A 14,925-nucleotide genomic window follows, 5' to 3' on the forward strand; every position below is an offset into this window, starting at 1 on the left:
ATGGCGAATCTGGAAAATCATGACTTCCAGATTCGCCACCATTAAAACGTGAATCAGTTTAGCTAATTCCCATCCCCAGCAGGAACTCAATGTTACTCCGGGTCTTCTTAAGCTTGTTCAGCATCAATTCCATCGATTCGACCGGCGGCACACCCGTAAGCGCGCGGCGCAATACAACCACCTTGTTGTACTCCTCGGGATGATACAGCAACTCTTCCTTACGCGTGCCGGAAAGTTCGATGTTGATCGAAGGAAATATGCGGCGATCGACCAGATGGCGGTCCAGGTGAACTTCCATATTGCCGGTGCCTTTGAATTCTTCGAAAATGACTTCGTCCATGCGGGAACCGGTATCAACCAGCGCCGTCGCAATAATCGTCAGCGAGCCACCCTCCTCAATGTTACGGGCAGCGCCGAAAAACCTCTTGGGTTTGTGCAACGCATTCGCATCGACACCACCAGAAAGAATCTTTCCAGAATGTGGCTGGACGGTGTTATAAGCACGGGCCAGACGCGTGATTGAATCGAGCAGGATTACCACATCGCGCTTGTGTTCTACCATGCGCTTGGCCTTCTCAATCACCATTTCAGCCACTTGCACATGCCGTTCAGGTGGTTCATCGAAGGTGGAGCTGATCACTTCCGCCGGACGGCAGCTGCGTTCCATGTCCGTCACTTCTTCAGGACGTTCGTCAATCAGCAAGATGAAGCAATAAGCCTCTGGATTATTCTTCAAAACCGCATTTGCCAGTTTCTGCATCAAAACGGTTTTACCCGTGCGCGGCGGGGCGACGATCAACCCACGCGTTCCTTTGCCAATTGGGCAGACCAGGTCCAGCACTCGTGTGGACAGTTCGTCATGAGCGGTTTCCAAAAGGAAACGCTTGTTCGGAAACAGCGGCGTGAGGTTGTCAAAATGCGTCTTGTCCTTCGCCTTGTCCGGTTCTTCGTTATCGACACCTTCAACCTTGAGCAGCGCGAAGAATCGCTCCTTGTCTTTCGGCGGACGAATCTGGCCGGCAATCAAGTTACCGGTCTGCAGATCGAAACGACGAATCTGAGAGGGCGAAACATAAATGTCTTCCGGGCACGGCAAGTAATTAAAACTCTGCGAGCGCAGAAAGCCGAAACCTTCCGGCAACACTTCCAGCACGCCTTCGGAAAAAAGAACACCACTGCGTTCTGCATTTTTCTGGAGGATGTGGAAAATAACCTCATGCTTCCGCATGGTGCCGAAGTTCTCCACCCCAAGGTCCTTGGCCATCTGGTTTAGCTCAGTCATCGACATCGCCTGCAATTTGGCAATGTTCAATGAGTTGACGACGACATCCTTGCTGTCCTTGTCCTTCTTGTCCTTGGGAGCGGGACGCTCTTCCAGATCTTCATCCTGCGATTCAACAGGTTTTGTTGGCGGCTCAAGTTCCATCTGTCGCTGAGCCGGTGCGGGAGCTGGCGCTGCTGCACGGATTGGGACAGGTGCCGGTGCGGGAGCCGAAGCAGGAACTCCAGTCACGACATTTACATTATCTTCTGCTGCAATCTCCACCGCTTCACGGGGCGCAGCCTTGACTGCTTTTTTCGCAGCCTTCGGTTTGATGGTCTTTTTGGTACTAACTCTGGGCATAAACTAAGGTGTGATTATAAATTTTTTAATTCGTCGCGGGGGATGCAGACTTTCTGCTGATTGAACCCTGGCGACAGGCGCGGGTTGGAAGGTCAAAATTCGATCGATTAAATCGGAATGGTTACCAGCAACCAGGAGCACCCTAAGGATTGTTCACAAAACTCAATACGGCAAGGGAAATCTTGCAGTCAATTCACGGACACGATGGCGCACCTCCGCTACGGTGTCAAGATTCTTGATGTCCATCAAAACCTCGCTGATCATGTCCGCAATCGCCGCCATCTCAGTTTCTTTCATCCCTCGTGTTGTTACCGCAGGCGTGCCCAGTCGGATACCGCTGGCTTGGAATGGGGAGCGTGTCTCGAAAGGAATGGTGTTTTTATTTACGGTTATACCTGCTTCATCCAATATGATTTGGCAATCCTTGCCAGTCAAGCCTTTGGCCCCCACATCCACCAACATCAAGTGGTTGTCAGTTCCTCCACTCACCAGCCGATAGCCATTCCGTTTCATGCCATCAGCCAGTGCTTTGGCATTCTTTATAATCTGCTGTTGGTAGCTTTTAAAACCCGGCTGCAGGGCTTCGTGAAAGCAAACTGCTTTCGCTGCAATCACATGCATTAAAGGCCCGCCCTGGATGCCTGGAAATGCCTGGGAATCTATTTCCTTGGCATAACGCTCCTTACACATGATCAATCCCCCGCGCGGTCCGCGCAATGTCTTGTGCGTCGTCGTGGTTACAAAATCTGCATGTTCAATCGGACTGGGATGCAACCCCGTAGCTACCAGACCCGCAATATGCGCTATGTCCGCCAGCAGCAATGCCCCAACTTCACGCGCAATTTCCCCCATTCGAGCGAAGTTGATGGTTCGCGAGTAAGCACTCGCTCCGACAGTAATCATCTTGGGCCGATGTTCACGCGCCATCTTGGCAAGCTGATCATAATCAATCAGCTCATCTTCTTTGCGGACACCGTAATGAACGATCTCGAAAAACTTGCCTGAAAAATTTGCCTTATTCCCGTGCGTCAAATGCCCGCCATGGGTCAGGTCCATGGTCAACATCTTGTCCCCGGGCTTCAGAAACGCAAAATAAACCGCCATGTTGGCGCCGCTGCCGGAATGCGGCTGCACGTTCGCATGTTCGGCACCAAATAATTTGCGGGCCCGCGCAATTGCAAGTTGTTCGACCGTATCGACGTTCTCACACCCCCCATACCAACGTTTCTTGGGGTAACCTTCCGCGTATTTGTTGGTCAGCACGGAACCTTGTGCCTCCATCACGGCCAGACTGGTAAAGTTTTCGCTGGCGATTAATTCGATATTTTCCTGTTGGCGTTGCCGTTCGTGAGAAATGGCAGTGGCAATTTCAGGGTCGACGGTCTTAAGCTTCGATTCAAATGAGGAGGCAATATTTTCCATTTTAATTACGCGCCGTTCATGACGACCGCCTTCAAAGTGCGCGTTAAGGAAGGCGTCCACAATCTTTTTGGCCAGTTCTGGAGCTGTGATTTTTGCTCCCAGACAAATTACATTGGCATCATTGTGCCGTCGGGCGAGGGCTGCCATTTGCTCATCAAACACCAACGCAGCGCGAACCCCAGGCACCTTGTTCGCCGCCATGCACATGCCCACACCGGTTGTGCAGATCAGCAACCCCAACTCTGCCCGATGACTGATTACATTTTGTGAAACCGTCTGGGCAAAGTCCGGATAGTCAGTGGATTCCTCGGAATGCGTCCCGAGATCTGTCACACTCACACCATTGCTCGTCAAATGACGCTTGAGGACTTCCTTTAATTCAAAGCCCCCATGATCAGAACCCAGGGCAAAGGTAACCGCCGGCCCACTCTCCTGTTCCGCACCGCCTCCTGTGTCCCCTTGATCAACAAATCGTAACAACGAAGCTATGCCTTGTTCGATCTGATCGCGGCAGTTCTCATAAACCTCATAGGAACCCCCAATGGGATCACTGATGTCCTTTTCAAAAACGTCGAGCGTTTCGTCAAATTCGCGGAGCAGAAACGTCTTCTCAGCCGCTTGCGGATAAAGCAGATATACACTGTCCACATGACTGTGGGTCATCCCAAAAATGTAGTCCGCCTGCTGGACCAGTTCTGAAGTGAGCATCCGGCTGCGCTGCTTGGAGATATCAATTCCAAGCTCCTTTACTGCCTGAACCGCATAATGGCTGGGTGCCTGGCCCTCAATCGCGCCAATCCCGGCGGACATTACCTGGAAATCTCTCCTCCCTTTCATGATGTGACGGAATATCCCCTCAGCCATTGGGCTGCGGCAAACATTTCCAGTGCAGACAAAAAGGATGGTCTTCATGAGCGCGTCAACTGTGTCAACTTGAGGCGGGTGAGTTAAATCGTCAACCGCTAATCAGGAGGGCCGGAATTGCTTTATTGCCGCAATCCCTTTAATCAAATCCAGCGCCCGTCCCAAAACCGGATCCCGCACGACCGGCTTTTCAGTATCCGCCGACTGGGCGGGGGTGGAAGAAGGCACCACACTATCCAAATCCCTCAGTCCTTCCTTCCGTTCACGCATCAACTCGGCCTCGTTCAGCCGGCGAAACGTCCGATTGGTCGTAGCTGCCCCATTTGTACCGGAATTTCCTGTCGTCGCCAACAAATTTGATGGTGTGATGATTTCCTTGAAAGGATCGGCCACGTAGGACCTTTCATCCTCCGGACTCACCGCTACTTGGATATCCGGCTTGATCCCTTGTGCCGGCAGTGGGTTTCCGTCCCCTAACCTGATTTCCGAAGTCGCAATTCTTAGTGTTTGGCCATTTTTTAACGGATACAGTTTGTCGATGCTGGCTTCGCCCGCAGTATTGGTTCCAATGATCATGGCTCTGTCTGTTGAGCGCAAAACGGCTGCCAAAGCCTCCGCCGCCGCCGCCGTCTTCTGATTTACCAAAATGGCGACCGGCAACGAAATTGCATCGGGATTCTCCTTTGACTTGACGACCCCGTTTCCCATATCCAGAAGTGGCTGCTCCTTGCTGAGAAACAAGTCCGCCACCGACGCAGCCGCACCATAATCACGTCCATCAGCAAAACGTAAATCAAGTATCACACCTTTCAACTTGTTGGTGCCATCCAGTTGCTTGTAGGCATTCTTGAGTTGGTCTGCCAATCCCTCCTTGACCTGGCCAATTTGGAAGTATGCGATCGGCCCGTCGAATAATGCTGATTTGGCCAGTATCGGCGCCTGGGACTGTCCTTGCGCATTGGTCCCAGTGCTTTCAGAAGTCAGCGAAACTCTCGAATGCAATTGCGAGATAAGTCCTTGCACTGCCGCCCGATCCAGGGCCGCCGGAGTTTCTCCTGACAAATGTTCCTTGAGCAGGCTATAAACTTCGCTGAAATCAGGCAGATCGTTCGTTGCTTCAGCCCTCACCGACCCCGCTCCCGTTAGGAAAGCAAGGATACCAGCACCCCAAATAATTCGTCCCAAAAACTTCATATATATTTAATTAGTAGGCTGATGGAGTAAATCCGCTTACCCCAGCGCTTTGGCCGCAATATCGCGTCGAAACTGCGCGCCGTCGAATGCAATTTTTTCCACTGCCAGGTAGGCCGCGGCTTTCGCGGCTGACAAATCTTTCGCCCAGGCTGTCACCCCGAGCACACGTCCCCCGTTGGTCACTACTTCTTCCCCTGCCATTGTAGTGCCAGCATGAAAAACCTTGGTATGGGGCAATTGCCCCGCTTCCGTCAAGCCCGCGATTATTTTTCCCTTGGCATAACTGCCGGGATATCCGCCTGATGCCATCACCACGCAGACCGAGCTCATCAGACTCCACTTCAGCTCTATCCTGTCCAAATTCCCGCTCGCACTGGCGTCCAGCAATTCTACCAGGTCATTCTCCAACCGCGTCAAATAGACCTGCGCCTCCGGATCACCGAACCGCGCGTTAAACTCCAAAACCTTCGGTCCGTTTTTCGTCAACATCACCCCGGGATATAAAATTCCGTGAAAATCAATTCCCTCCGCCGCACACCCTTTCAGCCATGGATCAAGAATGCTTTTTCCTACTGCTCCTAACTCTGCATCGCTCAGGAACGGTGCTGGTGAATAAGTGCCCATGCCGCCAGTGTTCAATCCTTGGTCACCATCCAGGGCACGCTTATGATCCTGCGCTGTAGGAAACAGCTTCGCGGTCTTCCCATCGCACAAAGCGTGCAATGAAATTTCCGGCCCTTCCAAAAATTCCTGAATTACCACCTTCGCCCCCGCAATGCCAAAGGCTTTATTTACCAAAATCTCATCAATCGCCCGGTTCGCCTCCGCTGTGCTGCTGCAAATCAAAACTCCCTTACCCAGCGCCAAACCGTCCGCCTTGACTGCGCAACGTCCGCCCAGCGATTCCGCAAACCCCTTCGCCATCGCCACATTGGAAAACGTCCCTGCTTTCGCAGTCGGAATTCCATACTTCTCCATGAAATCCTGCGAAAAAACCTTCGACGCCTCGAACTGCGCCGCTTTCTGGTTTGGTCCCCAAATCTTCAAGCCATGCTTCTGGAACAAATCCACAATTCCCAACGCCAGCGGATTGTCCGGCCCAACCACCGTCAAATCAATTTTCTTCTCCTTCGCAAAATCCAGCAGCTTCGGGAAATCTTCCGCCCCGATGTTCACGCATTCCATAGTCGACTGGTTTTTCGCCAGTCTTTCCTGTGCAATTCCCGCATTCCCCGGCGCACACCACATCTGCGTGACATGCGGCGACTGCGCCAGCTTCCACACCAGCGCATGCTCACGTCCACCTGAACCGATGACCAAAAGTTTCATTAATGATTTTGAAGCTGTCGCGACTTCTCTCTTAACTCACGCAAAACTTCTTTAGAGAGCGACACGTCAGACTCCCGCGCTCCACTTGGCGAATGCGTTGATTAATAATTTCAAGCCATTCAGAATTCTGCCGATGAGTTTTGCTGGACAATTTCATTTAGAATTACACCACCCTCGCCTCGCCCTTGCCCTTCACCACTTCACCAATCACCCACGCCTTTTGCTTCGCCGCAAAAATCTCCTTCAACACCGCCTCGGCTTTCTCCGCAGCCACGATGATCGTCATCCCAATGCCCATATTGAACACCTGGTAAAGCTCGTCCTCAGGTACGCCACCCTTCGCCTGGATGATCTTGAAGATCGGCAACATTTCCCACGATCCCTTCTTAATCACCACATCGCAATTCTTCGGCAGCACGCGTGGAATGTTATCAACAAATCCGCCGCCGGTAATATGCGCCAATCCCTTGATGATTTTCGCTCCACCCTTCGCATCAAATTTCTTCAACAATTTCTGTACCAACGGGCCGTAACTCACGTGCACCTTCAAAAGCTCAGCACCAATCGTGTTCTTCAATTCCGGCACGCGCGTCGTAGGCTTCATCTTCAATTTCTCGAAGAAAATCTGCCGCGCCAGCGAATAACCGTTCGTATGCAATCCGCTCGAAGCCAGCCCGATCACCACGTCCCCTTTCTTGATCGTGCGACCAGTGAGCATCTTCGACTTCTCCACCACGCCCACAATCGTCCCGCTCACGTCATACTCACCCGGTTGATAAAATCCCGGCATCTGCGCCGTCTCGCCGCCGATCAACGCACAATTACTTTTCGCACAACCACGCGCAAAACCCTCGATCAATTCCTTGAACACATGCGGTTTCAGTTTTCCTGTTCCAATATAATCCAAAAAGAACAACGGCTCCGCTCCCAGCACCGCAATATCATCCACGCAATGATTCACCAGGTCCTCGCCAATCGTGTCGTGCTTGTCCATCGCGAACGCCAGCTTCAACTTCGTCCCTACGCCGTCCGTGCTCGAGACCAACACCGGTTGCTTGTATTTTTTGACGTCTAAAGCGAAGAGCCCACCGAATCCGCCCACCTTTCCCAGCACCTCGGGGCGATGTGTGGAGGCGAGCAATTGTGGCAACGTGGCCTTCACGCGATTTCCCAAATCGATATCCACACCCGCTTTGGCGTAAGCTTTTTGTTTCATTGCAAAATCTAAAGGATCGCTGATTCACTAAAATGTTCTGGCAGCCGTTCGGTGGCAACCCCGTCATCAAGGACGGAGCACCATACGAAAAGATTTAACCCGCCTCCGGTCAATACATTTCTTACTCCAACTCGGAGCATTTCACTAATCCTCATCATAATCTCTCTTGCACATCCTGTATTCCCAAAACCTGTGTTCTCAAATTCCACTCCATCCTCAAGCATCGAGTTGGCGCACCTGCAACCAACCCCGACTCTCTCTTGCATAATTTCAACCTTCCGATACCTTCCGATACCTTCCGTTGGCTACCGATACCTACCGAATCCTGAACGGCGCATCCATATTTTCGGCTTGGGTTCCAATTGCTCACCACCGATCACGGAGGACTGACAATTCAGATTTTTTAACCCAATTTAAGGCGAGATAACACGAGATAGCCCGAGTTAACCAAAGATAATCCGACTTGGCTCGAGCAAGCATAAGATGCCGACTTCGGGGCAATCCCGCCCCCTCCGTCTCATCCCTCCTTTCCAACAGATCCTCATTTGCAGTCGCCTGTTTCATCAAACACCATTCTCTCTCCCACATCGTTTCTGGTCAAAGCCAATTCGTTATCTAAAACCGACATTTCATATCTGGGACGGACATTTTGCCACCTGCCCACACCACCCTCGACTCCATTCCTCTACCTCAATCGGCTCGGCTTGATAACGAAAGGGGTTGACCTGTTTCAAATTTCTAACTGATCCAGCGGCCGGAGGCTCGTGTCCATTCGTCCAGATTGCTAATTCGGTCAGCAGATACCGGAGCGCTGGTTTCCAAACCGGCTTAAGATGGGGAATCAGCAAAGGCGCCCAGGGTCTCCTCTGCCATCCAGATAAAACTCGTTTGTGCATCGGTTTTCCAGTAGGCCAATTCATTCCCAAACGGGACATTAGCGTCTCGACCACACTGCAACCGCGCATTCCTCCAAAGGCTCAACGGGCCACCCCAACCGATTGCTAATCTTCCCGCCCACACACCCAAACCAAAAGCTCATCCGACCCACATCCACCCGTGCTATGACACAACCCGCGACCTCTTAAGCTCCGTATGGAGCGGCATGTTTATAGAAGAGAACGCAAAAAAAGAACCCGCTTCGGCCAACGATTTAAAACAGTTCAAACAATGCCACCTTTGACCACTTCGACAACAAACCCAGCTCAGTCGCTGGGCCGAACGCCATGTCAGACGAGATTCTGGCAGGGCTCAAGGCTGGCGAAGGCAAAGAGTTCAGGATGTTGGACGATGACAAGAACCTGATGGCATCGGGCCGATACATCGGGCCGGACGATGAGACGGAGTTCCGGCCATTGGACGACTTCGGCATGGCAAACTGGGGCTGCACGATGATTCAATACCGCAACAAAGAAGGAATGTTCGAGACGATATAGTCAGCCCACTCACCGGCCAATCACGCAGGGAGTTTTCACACAGGCTCGCGATTTGTTAGGCGGCTGGTTGTAGTTTTGAGCAATCAATCCCCGCTCCATTGATAATCGTATCCCTCTGGCGGATTATAGGCCATGGAAAACGAATTCGTATCCCCATCCCAATACATTTTTGTGTAACTGACATGCCCGTCCACAAAGCCAACCATATCCATTGCGTTGTTAAAATAGCAAGTTTGGGGATTTGCGATTGGACGTTTCGGCTGATGCCAGGAGTAAGGGATAATAGCGGGGCCTTCTGAGATCATTATGGTTTTGGCCGGGTGTTTTATGGAGCTCAATTTCATACCGGCAATCCCACGCACGGCTGGGCCATGAAATGGAGCGGGCAAATTGGTGAATTCGTTGCCGTTAAAAGTGTAGCTGGAGAACGAGGAAAAAGCTTGATCGTGCTGGCTTTGACGAGTGTAGCCACTGCCAAAGATAGGCTCAGGGCCGTAGTAAAACGTGTCAGAAGGGCAGCTAAATAATTTAGAATGCTGCGAGGATGCAGGCGTGAGACCAAGCTCGTTTAGCACAAATGTTTTGTAACTATACAATATGGCATTCGTCATGTGGGCGCCCGAAGATGGAGAAGGAAGGGCGTCACGCGAGTCATCCGAATACATGCGAATCCCCAAATCGATTTGCCGCAGGTTGTTCAAACAGGTTGCCCGGCTCGCCCTCTCCTTTGCGGCGCTTAACGCCGACAAAAGTAATGCCGCCAGGATGGCGATGATGGCAATGACGACCAATAATTCAATCAGGGTGAACCCTCTTACGCTCTTGAACTCGTTCCTCATGCCAGTGTAAACAATGTAAAGAGTGGTAATTCGCGCCGCCTAACGACCCAAGTTCAGCGACCCGGCGCACGGGACGCAACGACTGCAACTGCGACGCTCCCGCCGGGTTCGCTGCAGCGAGAGGCTGTGTGAAAACTCCTCCACAGGGCGAGAGTTCAAGAAGTCGGCTCTCACATTTGAGTTATAGGACATTTTCACAACAGGGTGAAGGTGTTTTGAACCTCTTTTTCGTCTTTCAAAATGAACTTTTTTGAGTTTTCACACGAACTCGCGATTTATTAGGCATCATTTGATGAAATGACTTTAGGGGCGAAAGGCTTCCTCACCCAAAGCTCTCTCTCGGTGAAGGTAAATCGAAACTCCACCTTGTCCTTGTCAACGATACGCATCCAATTCCGACCTGTGCGGCCTGTCGATGGCATGAGCGAGACAAAATGGATGGACTCGCCGTCGTATCCAACATCGTAAATGACAAACTCCTCACCATCCTCTGGGTCGATGCCAGTAACGCGAAACTGCTCTTCAACAACGGAGATCGTATACTGAGTCCGGGGTGGGTCGCAGGAATCATCCGGACACAACGCAATCCAAGTGCCGCAGAGCGGATGGTCTGGAGTGACTGGATTTGCGTATGACATGGGATGATGCCTAACAGTTAAAATATGCGACTGGCGGTTTGTATATCGAACCGTTTAATTTAACGGTTTGCGACAATCGGAAGTGGTTTATAATCAATAACACTTTGCTCCCAATATACGAACCAGCGGCGGATAACAAGGCATAAAATTCGCAGGATTGATTGCGCTGGCACATCAGCCTGAAACTAAAAATTAAATAACAACACAAGTTAACCGAGCCGCTGTGCCTAAAGCATGGCGGCTTTTTTATTACCATGAAACAAGCAAGAAGCGGCATCGCATTAGAGAACATCGAAGAAGTCCTGGCAGCGGAGACATCGCCCGAGTGGGAAACGCTGGCCGGACACCCGAAGCGGAACCCAGCAGTGCAAATCAAGCGCAGTTCAGAAAATCCCCACTTGGATGAGACAAGTCCAGACTTTCGCCGTGTTTTGAACTACAGCATCCAACTCCTAACCTTTCTCGTTCACACGCAAACCAAAAGATCCTCTGCCACAAACACACCCGCACCACGTTACATAACCCTTGATCTCTTAAGCCCCGTATGGGTCGGCACGTTTATAGTAATTGATCCCAACAAGGAACCCGCTTCGGCCAACGATTTAAAACAGTTCAGCCATGCAATCCGAAGCGGAACGTAGCAGCGCAAATCAAGCGCAGTTCAGAAAATTCCCACTTGGATGAGACAAATGCAGACTTTCGCCGTATTTTGAACTACAGCATCCAACTCCAACAAGGTAGAAACGCCCTCAATTTTTGAAGCCTGACCGCGAGGAGGATACCTGGCACACAAACATTTTGCCTTTAACGCAGTGCATCTTGTGTATTGGCATGGAATATGCACACCGCTAACGAGTCATTGGCATTACGTAAACATCGTATGGCGATCTCAAAACCTAACGCTAAGATTGGAAACGGCTCGGCCTTCAGCTTGACGGAGCTTATGGTCGTTATCGCCATCATCGGAATCCTCGCCGCGCTGCTGCTGCCAACACTTTCTCAAGCCAAGGGCAGAGCGCAACGAGCTCAATGCGTGAGCAATTTGCATCAACTTGGAGTCGGCTTGCAGACTTTCCTCGCCGACCATCATGCTTACCCGGTACTGATTCTGAGCACAAACGCCGCAGATCCTGGCCGGACTTGGGGAGGTCAATTAGACCAGGAAGGCCTTGGGCATCCTCCGACAACAAATTACTTTCAAAATGGCGTATGGCATTGCCCATCTGCGAAATGGGAAGGCGGCCTTCCCGGAGGCAATTCTGTATGGGTTTCTTACGGATACAACGACGACTATGCCTTAAGGGATCCAACCAACCAATTTGGCCTTCAAGGTCACTGGAATGTCGTCACGCACTCTTTCCAGCCGATTGCCGAGTCAGAAGTGGCTGTTCCGAGTGACATGATGGCTATCGGAGAAGGCCACGACGGTGTCTTCATGCGAAGAAGCCTGGGTAATTTTGAGCGTTTTGGAAACGTTGTTACCCGCCATCAAGGTAAAGCCAACGTGCTGTTTTGCGACGGCCACGTCGAATCGCCGACGGTAAAGTTTCTGTTTGAAGACACCAGCGACGCCGCTTTGAGCCGGTGGAATCGCGACCACCTCCCGCACGGTGACGAAATCTATCGTTGAAACAATTTCCCTTCAATGAAACTTCGGTTGCGGTCAGCAGGTTAATCCCCGCTCCATTTGTAATCATATCCAGCTGGAGGATTGTATTGGAGCGCAAACCCATTAGGCGAATTATTGTTCCAATGAATTTTGATGTAGCTGACGTGGCCATCTACGAAAGAAACCATGTTCCTGGCGTCATTAAAGAGTGGCAGCCCTGGTTCCGGTTGATGCCAGGACCATGGAAAATAAGCCGGCAACTCCGCGACGAGCACCGTTTTGATCGGGTCTTTTATAGACCCAAGTTTTCGACCTGCGATGCCAAATGTGTTGGTCCCAAAAATGGTCATTTGCCCACCATTAAATCCATAACTCGAATTATCTGAACGCGATTGTGCATGCAGGCTCTGCGCCAAATATCCTCCTCCTGCATTGGTGCCATAATTGTAGAAAAACGTGTCCGCGGGGCAGCTGAACAAATTCGACATGGAGTGACTTTCCAGAACTCGTTTGAAACCAGTCTGTCCATCCAGATACATCGCTGGCGAGTTGCTGGTCCACGGAGTCTTGGGAGCTGTATCGCCTGAGTCATCGCAATACATATGAACGCCGAGATTGATCTGGCGCAGGTTGTTCAAGCAGCTCGTTCTCCTCGCTTTGCCCTTAGCGCTCCCGAGAACTGGAAACAACAAAGCAGCAAGTATCGCGATGATAGCACCCACCACCAACAACTCGGTGAGCGTAAATGCCGTTTGTAATTTAGCCGACACTCTCATTTGCTATTCAGTTGGAACACCACGAATACACACAAATCCACATGAACTGCAGAGAAAACAAACCGAATGGCACGGTGGAAAGGACCCAGTGTTTGGCGTCCCATCGCAGGCCACAATTCCAACCTCGCTTCAAGCCAAGCCTCTATTCGTGTTTATTGGTGTCCATTCGTGGTTGAACCGGATCTCTCAAGCCTAGTCCCCACTCCACTTGTAATCGTAACCAGTCGGCGGATTGTAATGCCACGCTTCCGCGTAACCATTCGTCACGATGTTCGCATTCCAGTACATTTTGATGCAGCTGACATGACCATCCCCAAAACCGATCATGTCCTTTGAGTCGTTGTGATGAGCCTCTCCCACCAGGTCATGCCAGGAATACGGCAGGAGCGCAGGGAATTCTTCAACGAGAACGGTTTTGACCGGGTCCTTGATCATATTCATCTTCCAGCCCGCAACTCCGGGCCATGGATGGATTGGTGGCTCACCCGGGAGAACATTCCCCGCGTTGAATGCATAGCTCGAATACTTGTAAAGCGATTGTCTGTGCAGACTCTGAGAGAGACGTTCCGTATAATTATAATAAAAAGTGTCAGCGGGACAAGCGAACAACGCGTCTTCTGGGGAGGGAGCACCATTCAAGCCCACATAGCTTCTCATCAAAACCAAAGGATCCGCAAAATTCGGCGCCGACGAGCGCCCAACAGGGAGCGTGTTGTTGTGATCTTCGGCATATAAATGCACCCCTACATTGATTTGCTTCAGATTATTGAGGCACGTCGTCCGCCGCGCCCTCCCTTTGGCGCCGCTAAGCACGGGAAATAACAAGCCCACGAGAATGACAATGATGGCAACCACCACCAGCAATTCAACCAAAGTGAATGCATGTCTCGGTTTCATACTTTCTTATTGCGGCGTCATGTGTTTTCATCACCCTGAATGGAGGAATGCAAGAAGCGGCAAAAGGTTCACTTTGTAGTCACCTTTTGTCTCATATCTAGCGCTTGCGCTCCTACTGCCCGGCAAAGATCATGTCGTGAAACCTCCATTCGTTGCCGATTTTCCTTAATACAAATTTGCGCGCCTTGCCTTCCCCTGCGAACGAAAGATTGATGCGGGCCTCATCGGGAGAAGGCATTTGTTGGTCGATAATGCGAAACCCGGAGGCGCTGGACATGAACGCCTCCCCCATCGCCTTCATCTCCGCCGCGCGCTCTGTTTCAGATTTCCCATGTTTGTCCCACGCCTTCTCCATTTTGGCGATGGCTTCCGGCGTGCAACTCGCCCGCCATGAACTCAAGTCTCCGGTTTTCATCGCCCAGAGCATGCTTTTCATGGCTGATTCCGGATCGCCATATCCCGCGAACGTAAGCTGATCCTTGGACCAATAATTCGGTGCGGCCTGTTCCGCTGCCAACAGTTTCTCAGCCTCCGCAACCGAAGTCTTGAGTTGCTCATTCTTTGCCGCCAAAGGTCCTTTCTCGGCGCCTGCCCGCCGGAGTTGCCCAACCTGCCCGCGCAGCTTTAACAATTCCCTGAGCTGTTCTTTGGAAAGTGGTTGGGAATTTTTCATCCGCTCCACAACGTTGGAAAGCCTCACGTTCTCCGTCAACAGATTGGCAAGCGTTTCGCTATTCTCATGCTGAGAATAGCTCCCTTCGCGCAACCGCGCGTTGGCGCGTTCATGAATCATCAACGATGCGATGATCCCCGTCACCAAGATTACGCTCACGAAGCCAAGTTTGAACTTTGTCATGGATTGAAGCTCCTGTTTATTGAGTGCTCGAAGCAATCACGTGCTGCTTTTCATACTCCTCGAAATTATTCTCCGGTTCCTGGTGAAGACGGACACTGCCGTCAGCGTAACCATAATACTTCATCCACTTTCCTTTTGGATCCGGCGTTGCGCCCGTTTGCCACGCGTCTCTTTCACGAAGGACAATTACGTCCGCTGGATTCGTCAACGAGCGAAGCGAACCCTGAT

General features: G+C 51.4%; 14 protein-coding genes. 3 read left to right on the forward strand and 11 right to left on the reverse strand.

All coding sequences use genetic code 11. The features are described 5' to 3' along the window. Positions 1 to 58: 58 nt before the first annotated feature. From rho to purM, 5 genes are all read right to left on the reverse strand, one after another. Entirely contained in the window at positions 59 to 1,426 is a 1,368-nt protein-coding gene (gene rho, locus CFLAV_RS25190) for a transcription termination factor Rho (protein ID WP_040550156.1), read from the reverse strand. A 360-nt stretch (positions 1,427 to 1,786) separates the two neighbouring features. Then, a complete protein-coding gene (gene rpiB / locus CFLAV_RS37255) occupies positions 1,787 to 3,958 on the reverse strand; it encodes a ribose 5-phosphate isomerase B (protein WP_007417699.1) in 2,172 nt (723 codons plus the stop codon). 54 nt (positions 3,959 to 4,012) lie between these two features. Continuing rightward, on the reverse strand, positions 4,013 to 5,104 hold the full coding sequence (locus CFLAV_RS25200) for a S41 family peptidase (protein ID WP_007417700.1): 1,092 nt from the start codon (positions 5,102 to 5,104) through the stop codon (positions 4,013 to 4,015). A gap of 36 nt (positions 5,105 to 5,140) precedes the next feature. Continuing rightward, positions 5,141 to 6,433, reverse strand: a complete 1,293-nt coding sequence (gene purD / locus CFLAV_RS25205) for a phosphoribosylamine--glycine ligase (RefSeq protein ID WP_007417701.1) — start codon at positions 6,431 to 6,433, stop codon at positions 5,141 to 5,143. A 163-nt stretch (positions 6,434 to 6,596) separates the two neighbouring features. Next, positions 6,597 to 7,649 (reverse strand): phosphoribosylformylglycinamidine cyclo-ligase, encoded by a 1,053-nt coding sequence (gene purM, locus CFLAV_RS25210; RefSeq protein WP_007417702.1) that lies wholly within the window; start codon positions 7,647 to 7,649, stop codon positions 6,597 to 6,599. A gap of 1,223 nt (positions 7,650 to 8,872) precedes the next feature. On the opposite strand from purM, the gene CFLAV_RS25220 reads away from it, so the two are divergent. Then, the gene (locus CFLAV_RS25220) at positions 8,873 to 9,082 is read left to right on the forward strand and encodes a hypothetical protein (protein ID WP_007417704.1); all 210 of its coding nucleotides are present in this window, start codon (positions 8,873 to 8,875) and stop codon (positions 9,080 to 9,082) included. An 83-nt stretch (positions 9,083 to 9,165) separates the two neighbouring features. Here the strand turns inward: CFLAV_RS25220 and CFLAV_RS33130 are convergent, their stop codons facing one another. Both CFLAV_RS33130 and CFLAV_RS25230 read right to left on the reverse strand, forming a co-directional pair. Beyond that, on the reverse strand, positions 9,166 to 9,921 hold the full coding sequence (locus CFLAV_RS33130) for a prepilin-type N-terminal cleavage/methylation domain-containing protein (protein ID WP_007417705.1): 756 nt from the start codon (positions 9,919 to 9,921) through the stop codon (positions 9,166 to 9,168). A gap of 278 nt (positions 9,922 to 10,199) precedes the next feature. Then, a complete protein-coding gene (locus CFLAV_RS25230) occupies positions 10,200 to 10,559 on the reverse strand; it encodes a hypothetical protein (RefSeq protein WP_007417706.1) in 360 nt (119 codons plus the stop codon). A gap of 254 nt (positions 10,560 to 10,813) precedes the next feature. Between CFLAV_RS25230 and CFLAV_RS25235 the strand changes: the two genes are divergently transcribed. Together CFLAV_RS25235 and CFLAV_RS25240 are read left to right on the forward strand one after the other, a co-directional pair. Next, a complete protein-coding gene (locus CFLAV_RS25235) occupies positions 10,814 to 11,200 on the forward strand; it encodes a hypothetical protein (RefSeq protein WP_007417707.1) in 387 nt (128 codons plus the stop codon). A 239-nt stretch (positions 11,201 to 11,439) separates the two neighbouring features. Continuing rightward, positions 11,440 to 12,189: a prepilin-type N-terminal cleavage/methylation domain-containing protein gene (locus CFLAV_RS25240; RefSeq protein ID WP_083809140.1), complete on the forward strand. Its 750-nt coding sequence runs from the start codon at positions 11,440 to 11,442 to the stop codon at positions 12,187 to 12,189. A 41-nt stretch (positions 12,190 to 12,230) separates the two neighbouring features. On the opposite strand, the gene CFLAV_RS33135 is transcribed toward CFLAV_RS25240, so the two are convergent. The 4 genes from CFLAV_RS33135 to CFLAV_RS35755 all read right to left on the reverse strand — a co-directional run. After that, positions 12,231 to 12,944 carry a DUF1559 family PulG-like putative transporter gene (locus CFLAV_RS33135; RefSeq protein WP_007417709.1) on the reverse strand — a complete coding sequence of 238 codons (714 nt, stop codon included), beginning with the start codon at positions 12,942 to 12,944 and terminating at the stop codon, positions 12,231 to 12,233. A 192-nt stretch (positions 12,945 to 13,136) separates the two neighbouring features. Then, positions 13,137 to 13,841, reverse strand: coding sequence for a type II secretion system protein (locus tag CFLAV_RS25250; protein ID WP_007417710.1), 705 nt, complete (start codon positions 13,839 to 13,841; stop codon positions 13,137 to 13,139). 112 nt (positions 13,842 to 13,953) lie between these two features. After that, on the reverse strand, positions 13,954 to 14,697 hold the full coding sequence (locus CFLAV_RS25255; RefSeq protein WP_007417711.1) for a hypothetical protein: 744 nt from the start codon (positions 14,695 to 14,697) through the stop codon (positions 13,954 to 13,956). Between the two features lie 16 nt (positions 14,698 to 14,713). After that, positions 14,714 to 14,925: hypothetical protein (locus CFLAV_RS35755; protein ID WP_040550137.1), on the reverse strand; the 212-nt coding region annotated here is incomplete at its 5' end.

The sequence above is a fragment of the Pedosphaera parvula Ellin514 genome, from assembly GCF_000172555.1.
Taxonomy (GTDB): Bacteria; Verrucomicrobiota; Verrucomicrobiia; order Limisphaerales; family Pedosphaeraceae; genus Pedosphaera.

Excerpts from the sequence above, each read along its gene's own strand:
- rho (WP_040550156.1), bottom strand. The coding sequence starts at position 1,426 with ATGGAACTTGAGCCGCCAACAAAACCTGTTGAATCGCAGGATGAAGAT.
- rpiB (WP_007417699.1), bottom strand. The coding sequence starts at position 3,958 with ATGAAGACCATCCTTTTTGTCTGCACTGGAAATGTTTGCCGCAGCCCA.
- CFLAV_RS25200 (WP_007417700.1), bottom strand. The coding sequence starts at position 5,104 with ATGAAGTTTTTGGGACGAATTATTTGGGGTGCTGGTATCCTTGCTTTC.
- purD (WP_007417701.1), bottom strand. The coding sequence starts at position 6,433 with ATGAAACTTTTGGTCATCGGTTCAGGTGGACGTGAGCATGCGCTGGTG.
- purM (WP_007417702.1), bottom strand. The coding sequence starts at position 7,649 with ATGAAACAAAAAGCTTACGCCAAAGCGGGTGTGGATATCGATTTGGGA.
- CFLAV_RS25220 (WP_007417704.1), top strand. The coding sequence starts at position 8,873 with ATGTCAGACGAGATTCTGGCAGGGCTCAAGGCTGGCGAAGGCAAAGAG.
- CFLAV_RS33130 (WP_007417705.1), bottom strand. The coding sequence starts at position 9,921 with ATGAGGAACGAGTTCAAGAGCGTAAGAGGGTTCACCCTGATTGAATTA.
- CFLAV_RS25230 (WP_007417706.1), bottom strand. The coding sequence starts at position 10,559 with ATGTCATACGCAAATCCAGTCACTCCAGACCATCCGCTCTGCGGCACT.
- CFLAV_RS25235 (WP_007417707.1), top strand. The coding sequence starts at position 10,814 with ATGAAACAAGCAAGAAGCGGCATCGCATTAGAGAACATCGAAGAAGTC.
- CFLAV_RS25240 (WP_083809140.1), top strand. The coding sequence starts at position 11,440 with ATGGCGATCTCAAAACCTAACGCTAAGATTGGAAACGGCTCGGCCTTC.
- CFLAV_RS33135 (WP_007417709.1), bottom strand. The coding sequence starts at position 12,944 with ATGAGAGTGTCGGCTAAATTACAAACGGCATTTACGCTCACCGAGTTG.
- CFLAV_RS25250 (WP_007417710.1), bottom strand. The coding sequence starts at position 13,841 with ATGAAACCGAGACATGCATTCACTTTGGTTGAATTGCTGGTGGTGGTT.
- CFLAV_RS25255 (WP_007417711.1), bottom strand. The coding sequence starts at position 14,697 with ATGACAAAGTTCAAACTTGGCTTCGTGAGCGTAATCTTGGTGACGGGG.